We start from the raw sequence: 14,019 nt of genomic DNA, 5'->3' as shown, positions 1-14,019 counted from the left end.
ACCTCCGCCATGCGCAAGCCCGTCCTCCGCCGCACCTGCGCCGCCCTCGCCGCCGGCACCTCCCTCGCGCTCGCCCTCACCGCCTGCGGCGGCACCACCAAGAACGACGTCAAGAACGACGACAGCGCCGCCGCCTCCGCCGGCAAGGCCGATCCGCACGCCGCCCTCAAGAAGGGGCTCACCGTCGGCTTCCTGCCCAAACAGGTCAACAACCCGTACTTCACCGTTGCCGACAAGGGCGGCCAGAAGGCGCTCGCCGAACTCGGCTCGCGCTACAAGGAAGTCGGCCCGTCCAGCGCCACCGACACCGCCGGACAGGTGAGTTACGTCAACACCCTCACCCAGCAGCAGGTGAACGGGATCGCGGTGTCCGCGCAGGACCCGGGGGCCCTGTGCACGGCGCTGAAGCAGGCCATGAGCAACGGGATCAAGGTCGTCACCTACGACTCCGACACCAACCCCGGCTGCCGCAACACCTTCGTCTCGCAGGCGTCCGCCGAGGACCTGGGCCGTACCGAGGTGCGGCTGCTCGCCCAGCAGATCGGGTACAAGGGCGAGATCGCGGTCCTGTCGGCCGCGCAGACCGCGACCAACCAGAACACCTGGATCGGCTACATGAAGGACGAGCTGAAGGACCCCGAGTACAGGGACGTCAAGCTGGTCAAGATCGCGTACGGCAACGACGACGCGCAGGCGTCCTTCCAGCAGACGCAGGGCCTGCTCCAGGAGTACCCCGGCCTGAAGGGGATCATCTCCCCGACCACCGTCGGCATCAAGGCCGCCGCCCAGTACCTGTCCGGCTCCAAGTACAAGGGCAAGGTCAGGCTGACCGGTCTCGGCACGCCGAACGACATGCGCACGTACGTCAAGAACGGCACGGTCGACGCCTTCGAGCTGTGGGACCCGGCCAAGCTCGGGGACCTCGCCGCCCGCACCGCCGTGGCCCTCGCCTCGGGACAGATCACCGGCAAGGAGGGCGAGACCTTCACGGCCGGCGGGGCGGCGTACACGATCGGCAAGGACGGTGTGATCAGCCTGGGCCGGCCCACCGTGTTCGACGCGAAGAACATCGACCGGTTCGACTTCTAGCCGACGGGACGTGCCGATGCAGCGCGTGTGCTCCCTGCTGAAGGTCCGGGCGGACCGCCTCGACGAGTACCGGGAGCGGCATGCCGCCGTCTGGCCGGAGATGCTCGACGCCCTGAAGGCGAGCGGCTGGCACAACTACTCGCTCTTCCTGCGCGAGGACGGTCTGCTCGTGGGCTATCTGGAGACGGAGGACTTCGCCGCGGCCCGGGCCGGCATGGAGGCCACCGGCGTCAACGCCCGCTGGCAGGCCGAGATGGCGCCGTTCTTCGAGTCGCTGGACGGCGCCCGGCCCGACGAGGCCATGAAACCGCTCACGGAGGTGTTCCACCTGTCATGACCGCCGCCGGAAGCGGGCTCGCGGCTCCCCGGGTCACCCCTGTCGGCCGCACCCTCCTCGATCCCCGGGCCCTGTACTTCGTGTCGTACGACGGGCTCGTCAACAACAACTCCTTCCAGAAGAACGGCCTGTTCACCTACCAGGGCCGGCAGTACGCCGCCTGGTACGCCGCCGACCGCGGCGCCACCGTCGCACGCCGCACGCCGGGCCGTGCGGACTGGACCGCGGTGGCGCTGGACCACCGGCTCAAGACCGACGACTCGCACAACGTGATCTCGATGGGCGTCTCACGGACCGACGGCCGGCTGCACCTCGTCATGGACGCGCACAGCGACGGCTTCCGGTACGTCAAGTCGGTCGCCGGGCTGCTCGACCGCCCCGCGGACCTGCCCTGGGACCCGTCCGTCTTCGGCCCGGTGCAGACCACGCTCGACGGGCTCGCCCTCACCACCCGGTTCACCTATCCGCAGTTCCTCGCGACACCCGAGGGCGCACTCCAGCTCAGCTACCGGGTCGGCATCTCCGGCGACGGCCGCAACGCCCTCGCGGAGTACGCGCGTTCGGGCTGGTCCGTCCTGGGGGAGTGGAGCGCGTCGACGGGCACGTACACCAGCGCGCACGGCTCCAGCAGCGCCCGGAACATGTATCTGCACGGCATCGACTACGACGTCCACGGCCGGCTGCACGCCCTGTTCACCTGGCGCGAGCAGAACGCCGCGGTCATGTGCGCCGGTGGCGGGCTGAGCAACCACGACACCGGCTACGTCCACTCCGACGACCGTGGCCGCACCTGGCGTGACGACGCGGGTGCGGTCGTGGGGACCACGGGCGGCCCGGACCTGGTCGCCGTCACCGATCCCGGACTGGTCGTGGACCCGCTGGACCCCGAACACTCGCTGATGAACCAGGAGAGCCAGGCCACCGACTCCGCCGGGCTGCCGCACACGATCATCAGCTACGTACCGGGCCGGTTCGGCCGGTGCACCACCGACTACGTCGCCGACCGCGTCGCCCACGGCCGCGCCTTCCACCTCCGCAAGACCTGCTCCGGGGCGTGGCGGAAGACCGAGATCCCCGTCCCGCTGCACTCCAGTCAGCGCACCAAGCTCGTCCTGGACCGCCACGACAACGCCTACGCGGTCCTCCCCTTCGGCCGGATCGCCGCCGCCTCGAAGGCCTCCGGCCACACCGACTGGACGCTGCTGTACGACGGCGACGGGCTGAACGCCTTCGGCGAGGTCGTGATCGACGAGACCCGGCCCGCGGCGGACGGCGTCCTGTCCTTCATGTACCAGGAGAAGTCCACCGGTACGACGCCCTCGCCCCTGTACGTGGCCGACTTCGCCCTGCCGGCATGACGGTAATGTGAAGGGCCGCCCGCCGTCCGTCCCGTCTCGTCCCCTGGAGGTCTTCGCCCGATGACCCAGTCGGTGGGTATCAAGGACGTCGCCCGCGCCGCCGGTGTGTCGGTGGGCACGGTGTCGAACGTCATCAACCGCCCGGACACCGTCGCCAGTGAGACCCGGGCCCGGGTGCTGTCCGCGATCGACCGGCTCGGCTACGTCCGCAGCGAGTCCGCGCGCCAGCTGCGCGCGGGCCGCAGCCGGATCATGGGCCTGCTCGTGCTCGACATGGGCAACCCCTTCTTCGTGGACGTGGCGCGCGGCGCCGAGCGGGCGGCCCGGGACGCGGGGCTCGGCGTGATGGTCTGCAACAGCGCGCAGAACGCCGCCGAGGAGGCCGAGTACCTGTCCCTGTTCGCCGAACAGCGGGTGCGGGGCGTGCTGCTGACCCCGGCCGACGCCACCGGCCGCAACATCGAGACCTTCCGCCGGCACGGCATCCCGTTCGTGCTGGTGGACCGGGTCGCCGAGGGCACCACCGAGTGCTCGGTCTCCGTGGACGACGTCGCCGGGGGCGCCCTCGCCGTGCGCCATCTGGTGGACGCCGGGCACCGCTCGATCGCCTACGTCAGCGGGCCGCCCGGCCTCAACCAGGTCCGCGACCGCCGCACCGGCGCGCTGCACGCCCTCGCCGAGGCGGGGCTCGGCGAGGGCGCCCTGCGCGAACTTCCCACCGAACGCCTCGACGTGGCCGCCGGCCGGGACGCGGGCGCCCGGCTGCTCGGTCTCGCCGACCGCCCCACCGCCGTCTTCTGCGCCAACGACCTGCTCGCCCTCGGCGTGCTCCAGGCCATGTACGCGGCGGGCGTGACCGTCCCGGACGACCTCGCGATCGTCGGCTACGACGACATCGAGTTCGCGGCGGCCGCCGCCGTACCGCTGACCTCCGTACGGCAGCCGGCCGTCACCATGGGCGCGCTCGCCGCCGAGCTGCTGCTGGAGGAGACCGAGGAGGGCGAGGGCAAACGGGCGCACGAGCACCGCCGGGTGGTGCTCCAGCCCGAGCTGGTGGTGCGCCGCTCCAGCCTCGCCGCACGCTGACCGGCCGGTCAGTGGAGAACCGCGTCCCCGGGGTCGGCCCCCGCCCGTCCATGTGCTGAACTGGGTCCCGTCCGTCCCCTCGGTTCCAACCGCCCCGGGAGCCCCGTTGAGCCTCAGCTACCGCCAGCCTGGTGTCGTCCTGACCGACCGCCGCTTCAGCGTGCCCCTCGACCACGCCGACCCGGGCGGCGAGACCATCGAGCTGTACGCCCGTGAGGTGGTCGCGAGCGACAAGGCCGGGCAGGACCTGCCCTGGCTGCTGTACCTCCAGGGTGGCCCAGGCTTCGGGGCGAATCGTTTCGTCGGACGTCAGGCCTGGCTCGACCGGGCCCTGAAGGACTACCGGGTCCTGCTGCTCGACCAGCGCGGCACCGGCAGCTCCACGCCCGCCACCCGCCAGACGCTCCCGCTGCGCGGCGGCCCGGCCGAGCAGGCCGGCTATCTCGCCCGCTTCCGCGCCGACTCCATCGTCCGGGACTGCGAGGCCATCCGCCCCGAGGTCACCGGCGGCGCGCCCTGGACCGTGCTCGGCCAGAGCTACGGCGGCTTCTGCACGGTGTCGTACCTCTCCCTCGCGCCCGAGGGCCTCGCCACCGCCGTCATCACCGGCGGCCTGCCCTCCCTGCACGCCCACGCCGACGACGTCTACCGCGCCGCCTACCCGCGGATCGAACGCAAGGTCACCGCGCACTACGCCCGCTACCCGCAGGACGTCGAACGGGCCCGCCGCATCGCCGACCACCTCCTCACCCGCGAGGTCACCCTCCCCAGCGGCTACCGCTTCACCGTCGAGGCCTTCCAGTCCCTCGGCCTGATGCTCGGCACGAGCGACGGCAGCCACCGACTGCACCACCTGCTGGAGGACGCCTTCGTGCGCACCCCGGCCGGCCAGGAGCTGTCCGACGCCTTCCAGGAGCAGGCCCAGGCCCTGCTCTCGTACGCCGCCCACCCCCTCTACGCCCTCCTCCACGAGTCGATCTACGGCCAGGGCGCGCGCCCCACAGCCTGGGCCGCCGAACGGGTCCGCGCCGAGTTCCCGCAGTTCGACGCGGCCAAGGCCCTCGCGGGGGACGCGCCGGTGCTGTTCACGGGCGAGACGGTCCACCCCTGGATGTTCGACACCGACCCTGCCCTGCGCCCGCTGCGCGAGACCGCCGAACTCCTCGCGGCCCGCACCGACTGGGATCCGCTGTACGACCCTTCGCGCCTCGCCGCCAACGAGGTACCGGTCGCCGCGGCCGTCTACCACGACGACATGTACGTCGACACGGCACACGCGCTGCAGACCGCGCGCGCCGTCCGGGGGCTGCGGACGTGGGTCACCGACGAGTTCGAGCACGACGGGCTGCGGACGGGGGCGCCCAGGGTACTGGACCGGTTGCTGGCGCTGACCCGCGACGAGGCGTGAGGCGGGCCCCGCGGGGGCGGTACGGCAGACGGGGGCGGGGCGCACCAGCGAGCTGGTGCGCGCCGGCGTCGCCGACTTGGTGCGCGGCAAGGACCGGCGGGGTGCGGATCTCATCAGGGTCCGGCCGCGCGGTGCCGACGTGCGCGGGGCGAGTCTGCGGGGCGCCCGCCTCGTCGCCGCGGATGTCACCGGCGCGGATCTACGCGACGCGCAGATGATCGGCGCGGATCTGCGCGGCGCGGATCTCGCCGGTGCCTTCTTCCTCACCCAGCCGCAGCTGAACGCCGCGCGGGGCAGCGCCGGGACCCGACTGCCGGGCTCAGTCGGCCGGCCGGTGCGCTGGGCAGGGGGATGAGACCGGGGCCGGTGCCGCGAGCGATTCGTCCGCCGCGCCGGTGCCCGCGCCTTCGCGGGGGGCTTCCCGGCGCCGGAGGGCCAGGCGCAGTCCCTCCGGCATCACCGTCAGCCGCTCGGTGACCCTGAGCCGGTACCCGGGGTCGGCGCGCAGGTCGTAGCGGCGCAGCAGCAGGCCGAGGACCAGGGTCGCCTCGTGCAGGGCGAACTGGCGGCCGATGCACGCCCGCGCCCCGGTGCCGAAGGGCTTGAAGGTGTGCGGCGGACGGGCCCGTACGGCTCCCGGCTCGAAGCGGTCCGGGTCGAAGCGCTCGGCGTCCTCGCCCCACACCTCCGGATCGCGGTGCAGCATCGGGGTCAGGACGAGCGCCCACGCGCCCCGGCGCATCGGATGGCCGCCCGCGAGCACCGTGTCACGCGTGGCCTCGCGGGCGAAGGCCGGCGCGGTCGGCCACAGCCGCAGCGACTCGTCCAGCACCCGGCGGACGTAGCGCAGCTTGGCGATCTGGTCGTAGGACGGGCGTTCGGTGCCGCCCCAGACGCGGTCGACCTCGGCGCGGGCGCGGGCGGCGATCCCGGGGTGCCGGGCGAGGTAGTACAGGGCGAAGGAGAGCGCTCCCGAGGTGGTCTCGTGACCCGCCACCAGGAACGTGATCACCTGTTTGCGGACGTTGCGCGGCGACAGCTTCTCGCCGGTCTCGGGGTGCGCCGTGCGCAGCATGCGGTCCAGCAGGTCGCCGTTCCCGGGGCCGGAGCGGCGCCGGGCCTCGACCAGGTCGTCGACGGTGCGGTTGAGGTAGGCCATGTCGGCCGCGTTGCGCCGGGTGGCGGAGCGCAGAACCAGCGGGGCGAGCGGCGCGGGCACCGTGTTCAGGCGCTGTGCGTGGCTGAGGGTGCCGACCATCGCGGTGACGAAGGGGTGCGGCCGGTCCCGCTCGAAGGAGCCGAAGTCGTGCCCGAAGCCCGTGCGCGCGATCGTCTCCAGGGTCAGCTTGGTCATGTCCCCGGGCACGTCCACCGTGCGCCCGGCCGCCGCCTCGCGGTCCCAGTGCGCGGTCAGCCGCTCGGCGACCGCCAGCATCATCCCGTGGTAGCCCGCCATGGCCTCCCGGCTGAAGCCGGGGGCCAGGACGTCGTGCGCGAGCTGCCAGTTGGGCTCGTGGTTGTAGGCGGTGAACAGCCCGTCCCCGGCCACGGGCCGCAGATTGGCCACCCCGAGCCCGACGTGCTTGGCGAACCGGGACTCGTCGGCGAGGTCGGCGACGAGCGGCGCGCCCCAGACGAACACGAACTCCTTGCCGAAGGCCCGTCGCCGGAAGATGGGCCCCAGCTCGCGCGCGAGGCGCATCGAGTCCTGGATGGGCGTGCGCCGGTTCACCCCGCGGACGTCGCCCAGCAGCGGCATCCGGCCCGGCGGATGCGGGATGCGCTCCAGCTCGGGCCAGCCCAGCTCGGCACTGCGGAAGCCCTTCGGCCGATCGGTTCCCGTGCCGTGCGTCGTGTCCGCCATGACGCCGATCTCCCTTGATCCAGCGAGCTGTTGAGCCGTCCCGCCGGTGTTGTACGTGAGTTCAATAACCGCTGTCAGTCTCGTCCGCTTGTTGAACCGGCGTCAAGTAAAGTGACGCCATGGCCGCGAACCAGGGGGAGCGAGCCCGGAGCCGCCGCAAGCCCGGGGAGCGCCGTGAGCAGTTGCTGTCGGTCGGCGCGAGGCTGTTCTCGGAGAGCCCCTACGACGAGGTGTGGATCGAGCAGGTCGCCGAGATCGCCGGGGTCTCGCGCGGGCTGCTGTACCACTACTTCCCGACCAAGCGGGACTTCTTCGCGGCGGTCGTGGAGCGGGAGAGCGAGCGGATGCTGCACATGACGGCGGCCGTGCCCGGTGTGCCGGTGCGCGAGCAGCTCGCCGCCGGTCTCGACACCTACCTCGGGTACGTCCAGGCCCACGCCCACGGCTTCCGCGCCTTCCACCGCGCGGACGCGGCCGGCGACCAGGCCGTGCGCCGGGTCTACCAGCGGGCGCTGGCCGCCCAGGAGCAGCAGATCCTCGCCGCGCTCGCCGCCGATCCCGAGTTCGGCCCCGTCCTCGCGACCGTTCCCCATGTGCGGCTGGCCGTGCGCGGCTGGCTCGCCTTCACCACGGCGGTGTGCCTGGAGTGGCTGCGCGAGGGGGAGTTGAGCCGGGAGCAGGTGCGCGATCTGTGCGCCAGGGCGCTGCTGGGCGTACTCGCCTAGGGTCGGTCAGGGCGGAACCTATCCTTCGGGGTAGAAGAGGAACAGCGTGCAGCCGGTGGTGGTCGAGGGGACGTGCCACGATCCGGCGGGGGCGTGCAGGAACGTGCCGGCCGGGTAGTCGCGTGCCCCGTCGTTGAAGGTGCCGGCGACGACGTAGACCTCCTCCGGGCCGGGCTCATGGACGTCGCGGCGCGGCCAGGAGGTGCCCGCCTCCATCTCCAGCACGTTGGCGTGTGCGCCGGCCGGTCCGCGCCACAGGGGACGCAGCCGGATCCCGGGGAACAGTTCACGGACCGGGGACTCGTGGACGCGGACGGAGGTGTAGCCCTCCTGCGCGAGGATCTCGGGGTGCATGCCCGCAACAGTGCCGTGCGCGGACAGGGGCGCGACAGAGCCCGCCATGACGCCGTGGGGTACTTTCGTGCCATGCATCGCGTGGTGGCTCTGGTGCGGCCGGTGCAGTCGGTCTTCGAACTCGGCTGCGTCGTCGAGGTCTTCGGCACGAAGCGGCCGGGAGTGCCGCAGCGTTACGCGTTGGAGACGTGCACGCAGACGCCCGGCCCCGTGCCGACCACGGGTGGGTACGCGATGTCCGTCCCGCGGGGCCTGTCGGCACTCGACGCCGCGGACACCGTGGTCATCCCGGGCTGGCTCCCGGTGGAGGAGCCGCTGTCCGATCCCGTGCGCCGGGCGCTGCTGCGGGCACACGCGCGTGGGGCGCGGCTGGTCACGATCTGCTCCGGGGTGTTCGCGCTGGCCCGCACCGGACTGCTGGACGGCCGCTCGGCCACCACGCACTGGGCGCGCGCCGAGCATCTGCGGCGTGAGTTCCCCCGGGTGCGCGTGGAGCCGGACAGGCTCTACGTGGACCACGGCGACGTCGCCACCAGTGCCGGCGCGGGCGCGGGGTTCGACCTGTGCCTGCACCTGGTCCGCAAGGACCACGGGGCCGCGTACGCCGCCCTGCTCGCGCGGCACATGGTGCTGCCGCCGCCGCGTGAGGCCGGCCAGGCTCCGTACCCGCCGCGTCCCGCGCCCGGGGACGGGCTGGACGGCCTGCTCGCCTGGGCCGACGAGCGCCTCGGGACACCGCTGTCGGTGGGCGACCTGGCCGTGCACCTCGGCGTCTCGCCCCGTACCCTGGCCCGGCGCTTCGCCGACCGGCTCGGCATGAGCCCGGGGGCGTGGCTGCTCTCCCGGCGGGTGGCCGCGGCGCGGACCCTGCTGGAGGAGACGGACCTGCCGGTGGAGGCGATCGCGGCCCGCGTCGGCCTGACCTCCGCGGTCAACCTGCGCCGCCGTTTCCGCGCCCGGACCGGCACGACCCCGGGCGCCTACCGGCGAGCGTTCCGGGTCCCGTGATCCGCGGCCAAGCCCTGGCCCCGAGGGCGTGGTTGGCGCGCGCCTCGATCTCCGATAAGTTAGGCAAGGCTTACCTAAGGAGGTCTCGGGATGGGTGACACGCAGGACTGGACGGCCGTACCCGGCGCGGCGGAACGGGCGCGCTCGGTGCTCGCCGCCGCGTGGTCGTGCGCGGTGACCGCGGACGGCGCCCGCGAGGAGTACGTCGGCGCGCACACCGTGAGCGACGACGGCGCGGTACGGCTCGCGGTGCCCGACGACAGCGCCCTGCTCACCGCCGCCATCTGCGCCCCGCGCCAGGAGCCGTCCGCCGTGCTGGAGTTCGCCGACGTCGCCCCCGTACCGGTACGGGGGCGGATCCGGGCCCGGCTCCACATCGCGGGCTGGTTCGCCGCGGACGCGGGCGCGCTGCTGTTCCGGCCCACCCGCGTGGTGCTGCGGCAGGCCTGCGGGCCCGTGGTCGTCGACCTCGACGAGTACGCCGCCGCCCGGCCCGACCCGCTCGCCACCGCCGAGGCCCGACTGCTGACCCACCTCGCCGACGCCCATCCGGACGCCGTCGAACGGCTCACCCGGCTGGTGCGGCCCGAGAGCCTGCACGGCGCGACCCGAGTGCTGCCCCTCGCCGTCGACCGGTACGGACTGACCCTGCGCATCGAGCGCACCCGTGCCCACGGCGACGTACGCCTGCCCTTCCGCACACCCGCCGACGACGTCACCCAGCTCACCGAGCGCATGCACGCCCTGCTCGCCCAGGCCGCCGCCGCGGCCTGCCCCCGCGCGCTACAGCGGCAGCGCGCAGACGGCGACGGGTGAGGCGAACGGGCCACCGGCGGGGCGGAGTTCACCGCTGCCCCGGTCCACCGGGAAGACGGTGACCGTACCCGAGCGCTGGTTCGCCGCGAACGGCAGCGCGCCGTCCGGCGAGAACGCGATCTGCCGGAGGAAGTCCCGGCCCACCGGCACCGTGCCGAGCAGCCGCAGCAGGGCGCCGCCGGCCTCGACCGCGTACCGGGCCAGGCTGTTGTGGCCCCGGTTGGCCAGGAACGCGTACCGGCCGTCCGCCGTCACCAGGAACTGCGCCGGGCAGTCGGTGGTGCCGCCGGCCGACCCGGTGGACTGCGGCGCGCCGACCGTAGTCGGTGAGCGGCCGGTCGTCCCGGTACGCCTCCTGGCGCATCGAGCCGCCCCCGCCGACCCCATGGCGGCGGAGGCCGATACCCCCCGCGCGCGGGCGCCGTCGTCGGCGCGCCGTACCCCACCGGCGAAAGAGGCCGCGCCCATGCCGCGCCGGGCCGCCACCGTCGCGCCGAGACCCAGCGGCACGGCGACGAACCGCCGGACCGTGCCCGCGGCGCAGTGGACGCCGTCCAGCCAGGGCCGGTGGGGCGGCACCACGTAGTTCCGCGGATACCGGGTGAGCCGGTCGCTCCAGGGCCTGCCGGACACCGCGCAGACCTTGCCGACTCCGACCTGGAACGCGGCCGGTCCCGTCGTACCGGAGAAACTCGGCCACGTCGCCTCGCGCAGGTACACCGCCAGCATCACGCGTCGGGCACCCGGTCGGCGTGGTCGGCGACGCGCCGGACGGGGAACTCGCCGAGCCCGGTCGGCAGCGGACGCGTGCCCGTCCCGGGCAGCCGCAGCGTGCGGACGAACCGCACCGCCGCCCCACCCGGCAGGCGCAGCGTGTCCCTGATGACGCGCACCCCGGCATCGGTCATCCGGGCCCCCTCGCCCCGCTCGTGCGCCGACGACGCCCACCGGCGCTCGAGGTCCCTCCGTGGGATCGCGCGGGCGGGACCGCTCGGTGAGGCCGTTCCTCCTCACCGGGAACGCTCGCCGAACCCGGCGCGGTTCCGCCACAGCTCCTCCTGGACACCGAGGCGCTCGCGCAGCCGGGTCATACGCGGCAGCTTGGCCCGCTGCTCGCCGGAGACGCGGTCCAGCTCCTCCAGCAGACGGCGGGTGCGGTGCTCGGTGTTCAGCTCGTCGATGATCCGGGTCGTCTCGGTGAGCACGGCACCCAGCAGCTGCCAGTGCGCCCAGTCCCGTCGCACCTCCTCCCGCAGCAGCTCCGCCAGCCGGTCCCGGGTGCCGGCGGCCGTGTGCAGCTCGGCCGTCAGGCGGGCCTCCGCCGACTCGGCGTCCTCGCTGAGATGGGTGGTGACCAGCACCGCGAAGCTGACCACCGCGTCGCCGATCTCGGAGAGCAGCTGTTCCACGGTCGCCCCGGTCCCGGCGGGGAACAGCTCCTCGCTCCCGCGTGCCTTGGCCAGGTCCGTGAAGGACCGGGCCAGCACCCGCAGGACCACCGTGCAGATCTCCAGCGTGTCGAGGCCGGTGCGCAGCACCACCCGGTGCAGCAGCCCCTCCCTGACGCGGGGGTTGAGCCGCAGGCTGTCCTCGGCCTGTCGCAGCGAGGTGTCCACGTGGGCGATGTGCTGGTCCAGCCGGCGCGCCTCGTGCAGCCGCTCGGCCGCCCGCTGCCAGGGGATCCCGCCGGCGGCCTCCTCGCCCATCCGCAGCATCAACTGCCGCGCCCGGCGGGCCAGGTCCTCGATCGACCGGCCCGCCTCGTCCACCCACACCGGCGGCGGCAGCAGCAGATTGCAGGCCGTGCCGACGACCGCCCCGATCAGCGTCTCCACGATGCGCGCCCAGGCGGTGAAGCCGATGGTGGTGACCCCGAGCACCAGCATGGCGCTGATCGCCACCTCGGCCACGTACTCCTCGACCCGCACCAGGTGTCCCACCCCCAGCGCGGCCACGATCAGCAGCGCCAGGCTCCACCAGGTCAGGCCCACCAGCACGCTGAAGGCGATGGCGACCAGCACCCCGGCCACCACCGAGTTCACCCGGCGGATGCCGTTGGTGAGGGTGGCGTAGAAGGTCACCTGGACGACCAGCAGCGCCGTCAGCGGTGCGGTGAGGGGCGCGGGCTCGGGGCTCAGCCGGAGAGCGATGACGTAGGCGATCGTCGCCGCGGTCGCCGAGCGCAGTGTCTGGACGACCACCGGTTGCCGGCGGCGCTCGATCAGGCGCAGCAGTCCCGCGTGCCACTTCCGTACGTCGTGCATCCCTTGCCTGTTCCCCTTCCCCGGACGCGTCGAACGCGGCCGGTCGGGGGCCGTACGGCGGCGGGCGGCCCCGCGCCGTACGGGTCGGTGCGCGAGGAGGTCAGGTGTACAGCTTGTCGAGGAAGGCGTGCAGCCGGTCCGTCGTGCGGGCGATCTGTTCCGCCGGTGTCAGGCTCTCCTCGAACCGGGTGCCGGACTCCGGCACCTTCTTGCCCCGCACGTAGAGGGAGCAGGCCAGGTCGGTGCACATGTACAGGCCGACCGAGTTGCCCTCACGGCCCGCCGCGCCCGCCTTGCGCGCGGTCATCAGCGTCACCCCGCCGCGCGGATGTGTGGTCAGGCACAGCGCGCACATGCTGCGTTGCAGGAACCCGCGCTGCGCGGGCTGGAAGCGCAGGGCGACGCCCACGAGCCGGTCGTCCCGTTCGGTGACCAGATAGCTGCGGTCGGGTGCCCCGGGATCCCGCCAGCCGAGGAAGTCCAGGTCGTCCCACGGGCGTTCGGCCAGGTCACGGGGGACCGCCAGCCGTTTGGCCTCTCCCCGGGAGCAGTTGACAAATGAGTTGCGGATGTCCTGCTCGGTGAGCGATCTCATGGGGGAGTCCTTTGTGAACGTGTTCGTGTACGCGAACGGATTTAACCTAGGGCTCCTAGGTTATCCACTAGCTTATGTAGCCAGGGGAGGGTGAGCCAATGGATTTCCCGGAGGGGCTGCCCCCGGGTGCCCGGCGGGCGCTGGACCATGTCGCCGCCGGGGTGTCCGGCCCGCCGCTCGACCCAGGACTGCGCATCACCCTGAACTTCCACCCGGACCGGGTCTCCGCCGGGCTGCCGGTCCTCGCGCCTCTGGCCAGGGACGGCGCGTACCACTCGCAGTACGTGACGGGCACCAGCAACGGAGGCCTCACCGCGCACCCGGGCGGCGACCGGACGCGCTGGGAGAGCCGGATCTTCGGCGCCGCGTACGACGACGCGCCCCCGGTCGAGCGGCCGGTGTACGGCGCGCTCGACTTCCGCCACCAGGCGGTCGGCGCGGCCCCGCGCTTCGGCTCCTCGCACCTGCGCCTGACCGGGGCGGTCCTCGGACGGACCACCTTCTGCTACCCGGACAGCGCGGCCGAGCCGGACGACTTCGGGGTGGCCGCGGCGATGCCGCTGACCGCGCTCGCCGAGGCGGACGAGAAGGATCCGCTCAACGACTACATCGAGAGCCATGTGCACGGTGGTGTGCTGCCGGACAGGGACGTCGAGGCGCTCGTCCTCGACGCGAGCTACCGGGGCACCCCGGTGGAGGCGGCGGCCCGGCGCCTGCCCTTCCCCCTCGAATGGCATCCCGGCCACCGGCTCACCGTCACCGCGCTGCGCCGCCACGCCGACTACCGCGGACCGGAGTACGCCGACCTCGGCGCCCGCCTCGCCGAACGCGGACTGCTCACCCCACGCCTCCTCGGCGACGCAGCCCGCACCGGCCGCTACGCCCTCCAGGACCTGAAGATGCTCTGGCACACCCTGGCCCGCTTCGGCACCCCGCCGAACGCGGGCACGGCCTGGGCACGTACGGCATCGGGGGTGACGACATGCCGGGCGCCGGCAACCGGGAGCGGTTGAGAGGGGGACGGCGGCTGAGGGGGGTACGGCTCCGGGCACGGCGCCTGTGGGCGGGGCGCCTGTGAGGTCGGTTGACGCAGATGCGTCGCCCGGGATCACGGC

14 protein-coding genes and 2 pseudogenes are annotated in these 14,019 nt (G+C 73.4%); 10 read left to right on the top strand and 6 right to left on the bottom strand.

Annotated elements, in window-relative coordinates:
• Window positions 1-9: 9 nt before the first annotated feature.
• The 6 genes and pseudogenes from rhaS to ACZ60X_RS17565 all read left to right on the top strand — a co-directional run.
• A complete protein-coding gene (rhaS, locus tag ACZ60X_RS17590; protein ID WP_469599103.1) occupies window positions 10-1,089 on the top strand; it encodes a rhamnose ABC transporter substrate-binding protein in 1,080 nt (359 codons plus the stop codon).
• 16 nt (window positions 1,090-1,105) lie between these two features.
• Window positions 1,106-1,426, top strand: a complete 321-nt coding sequence (locus tag ACZ60X_RS17585) for an L-rhamnose mutarotase (RefSeq protein ID WP_469599253.1) — start codon at window positions 1,106-1,108, stop codon at window positions 1,424-1,426.
• Window positions 1,423-2,784 (top strand): BNR repeat-containing protein, encoded by a 1,362-nt coding sequence (locus ACZ60X_RS17580; protein WP_469599101.1) that lies wholly within the window; start codon window positions 1,423-1,425, stop codon window positions 2,782-2,784. The genes ACZ60X_RS17585 and ACZ60X_RS17580 overlap by 4 nt, the downstream gene beginning before the upstream one ends.
• A gap of 60 nt (window positions 2,785-2,844) precedes the next feature.
• Complete coding sequence (locus ACZ60X_RS17575; RefSeq protein WP_469599099.1) at window positions 2,845-3,870, top strand: LacI family DNA-binding transcriptional regulator; 1,026 nt, start codon at window positions 2,845-2,847, stop codon at window positions 3,868-3,870.
• A gap of 106 nt (window positions 3,871-3,976) precedes the next feature.
• The gene (locus ACZ60X_RS17570; protein WP_469599096.1) at window positions 3,977-5,278 is read left to right on the top strand and encodes an alpha/beta fold hydrolase; all 1,302 of its coding nucleotides are present in this window, start codon (window positions 3,977-3,979) and stop codon (window positions 5,276-5,278) included.
• Between the two features lie 40 nt (window positions 5,279-5,318).
• Window positions 5,319-5,633: pseudogene (locus tag ACZ60X_RS17565) on the top strand (pentapeptide repeat-containing protein); the annotation flags it as partial.
• Here ACZ60X_RS17565 and ACZ60X_RS17560 read toward each other — a convergent pair.
• Window positions 5,598-7,142, bottom strand: coding sequence for a cytochrome P450 (locus ACZ60X_RS17560; RefSeq protein ID WP_469599094.1), 1,545 nt, complete (start codon window positions 7,140-7,142; stop codon window positions 5,598-5,600). The pseudogene ACZ60X_RS17565 and the gene ACZ60X_RS17560 overlap by 36 nt on opposite strands.
• Window positions 7,143-7,261: 119 nt before the next feature.
• On the opposite strand from ACZ60X_RS17560, the gene ACZ60X_RS17555 reads away from it, so the two are divergent.
• A complete protein-coding gene (locus ACZ60X_RS17555; protein ID WP_469599092.1) occupies window positions 7,262-7,867 on the top strand; it encodes a TetR/AcrR family transcriptional regulator in 606 nt (201 codons plus the stop codon).
• Between the two features lie 18 nt (window positions 7,868-7,885).
• On the opposite strand, the gene ACZ60X_RS17550 is transcribed toward ACZ60X_RS17555, so the two are convergent.
• Window positions 7,886-8,221, bottom strand: coding sequence for a cupin domain-containing protein (locus ACZ60X_RS17550; protein WP_469599251.1), 336 nt, complete (start codon window positions 8,219-8,221; stop codon window positions 7,886-7,888).
• Between the two features lie 72 nt (window positions 8,222-8,293).
• Between ACZ60X_RS17550 and ACZ60X_RS17545 the strand changes: the two genes are divergently transcribed.
• Both ACZ60X_RS17545 and ACZ60X_RS17540 read left to right on the top strand, forming a co-directional pair.
• The gene (locus tag ACZ60X_RS17545) at window positions 8,294-9,229 is read left to right on the top strand and encodes a GlxA family transcriptional regulator (protein WP_469599089.1); all 936 of its coding nucleotides are present in this window, start codon (window positions 8,294-8,296) and stop codon (window positions 9,227-9,229) included.
• 90 nt (window positions 9,230-9,319) lie between these two features.
• Entirely contained in the window at window positions 9,320-10,045 is a 726-nt protein-coding gene (locus ACZ60X_RS17540; RefSeq protein WP_469599087.1) for a DUF2470 domain-containing protein, read from the top strand.
• Here the strand turns inward: ACZ60X_RS17540 and ACZ60X_RS17535 are convergent.
• The 4 genes and pseudogenes from ACZ60X_RS17535 to ACZ60X_RS17520 form a co-directional block, all read right to left on the bottom strand.
• Window positions 10,013-10,366, bottom strand: a pseudogene (locus ACZ60X_RS17535) (lactonase family protein); the annotation flags it as partial. The gene ACZ60X_RS17540 and the pseudogene ACZ60X_RS17535 sit on opposite strands and share 33 nt — an antisense overlap.
• A gap of 407 nt (window positions 10,367-10,773) precedes the next feature.
• The gene (locus tag ACZ60X_RS17530) at window positions 10,774-10,953 is read right to left on the bottom strand and encodes a hypothetical protein (RefSeq protein WP_469599085.1); all 180 of its coding nucleotides are present in this window, start codon (window positions 10,951-10,953) and stop codon (window positions 10,774-10,776) included.
• Between the two features lie 102 nt (window positions 10,954-11,055).
• Window positions 11,056-12,309: an FUSC family protein gene (locus ACZ60X_RS17525; RefSeq protein ID WP_469599083.1), complete on the bottom strand. Its 1,254-nt coding sequence runs from the start codon at window positions 12,307-12,309 to the stop codon at window positions 11,056-11,058.
• A 100-nt stretch (window positions 12,310-12,409) separates the two neighbouring features.
• Window positions 12,410-12,904, bottom strand: coding sequence for an FBP domain-containing protein (locus tag ACZ60X_RS17520; RefSeq protein WP_469599081.1), 495 nt, complete (start codon window positions 12,902-12,904; stop codon window positions 12,410-12,412).
• Between the two features lie 98 nt (window positions 12,905-13,002).
• On the opposite strand from ACZ60X_RS17520, the gene ACZ60X_RS17515 reads away from it, so the two are divergent.
• Window positions 13,003-13,917, top strand: coding sequence for a DUF3626 domain-containing protein (locus ACZ60X_RS17515; RefSeq protein WP_469599079.1), 915 nt, complete (start codon window positions 13,003-13,005; stop codon window positions 13,915-13,917).
• Window positions 13,918-14,019: the final 102 nt, after the last annotated feature.

It is taken from the genome of Streptomyces sp. NPDC104106 (assembly GCF_055584345.1).
Note: the sequence above shows the minus strand (reverse complement) of the source record. Positions and strands in the feature narration are given on the sequence as shown.

Coding starts and splice junctions, on each gene's coding strand:
- rhaS (WP_469599103.1), top strand. CDS start 10: ATGCGCAAGCCCGTCCTCCGCCGCACCTGCGCCGCCCTCGCCGCCGGC.
- ACZ60X_RS17585 (WP_469599253.1), top strand. CDS start 1,106: ATGCAGCGCGTGTGCTCCCTGCTGAAGGTCCGGGCGGACCGCCTCGAC.
- ACZ60X_RS17580 (WP_469599101.1), top strand. CDS start 1,423: ATGACCGCCGCCGGAAGCGGGCTCGCGGCTCCCCGGGTCACCCCTGTC.
- ACZ60X_RS17575 (WP_469599099.1), top strand. CDS start 2,845: ATGACCCAGTCGGTGGGTATCAAGGACGTCGCCCGCGCCGCCGGTGTG.
- ACZ60X_RS17560 (WP_469599094.1), bottom strand. CDS start 7,142: ATGGCGGACACGACGCACGGCACGGGAACCGATCGGCCGAAGGGCTTC.
- ACZ60X_RS17555 (WP_469599092.1), top strand. CDS start 7,262: ATGGCCGCGAACCAGGGGGAGCGAGCCCGGAGCCGCCGCAAGCCCGGG.
- ACZ60X_RS17550 (WP_469599251.1), bottom strand. CDS start 8,221: ATGCACCCCGAGATCCTCGCGCAGGAGGGCTACACCTCCGTCCGCGTC.
- ACZ60X_RS17545 (WP_469599089.1), top strand. CDS start 8,294: ATGCATCGCGTGGTGGCTCTGGTGCGGCCGGTGCAGTCGGTCTTCGAA.
- ACZ60X_RS17540 (WP_469599087.1), top strand. CDS start 9,320: ATGGGTGACACGCAGGACTGGACGGCCGTACCCGGCGCGGCGGAACGG.
- ACZ60X_RS17530 (WP_469599085.1), bottom strand. CDS start 10,953: ATGACCGATGCCGGGGTGCGCGTCATCAGGGACACGCTGCGCCTGCCG.
- ACZ60X_RS17525 (WP_469599083.1), bottom strand. CDS start 12,309: ATGCACGACGTACGGAAGTGGCACGCGGGACTGCTGCGCCTGATCGAG.
- ACZ60X_RS17520 (WP_469599081.1), bottom strand. CDS start 12,904: ATGAGATCGCTCACCGAGCAGGACATCCGCAACTCATTTGTCAACTGC.
- ACZ60X_RS17515 (WP_469599079.1), top strand. CDS start 13,003: ATGGATTTCCCGGAGGGGCTGCCCCCGGGTGCCCGGCGGGCGCTGGAC.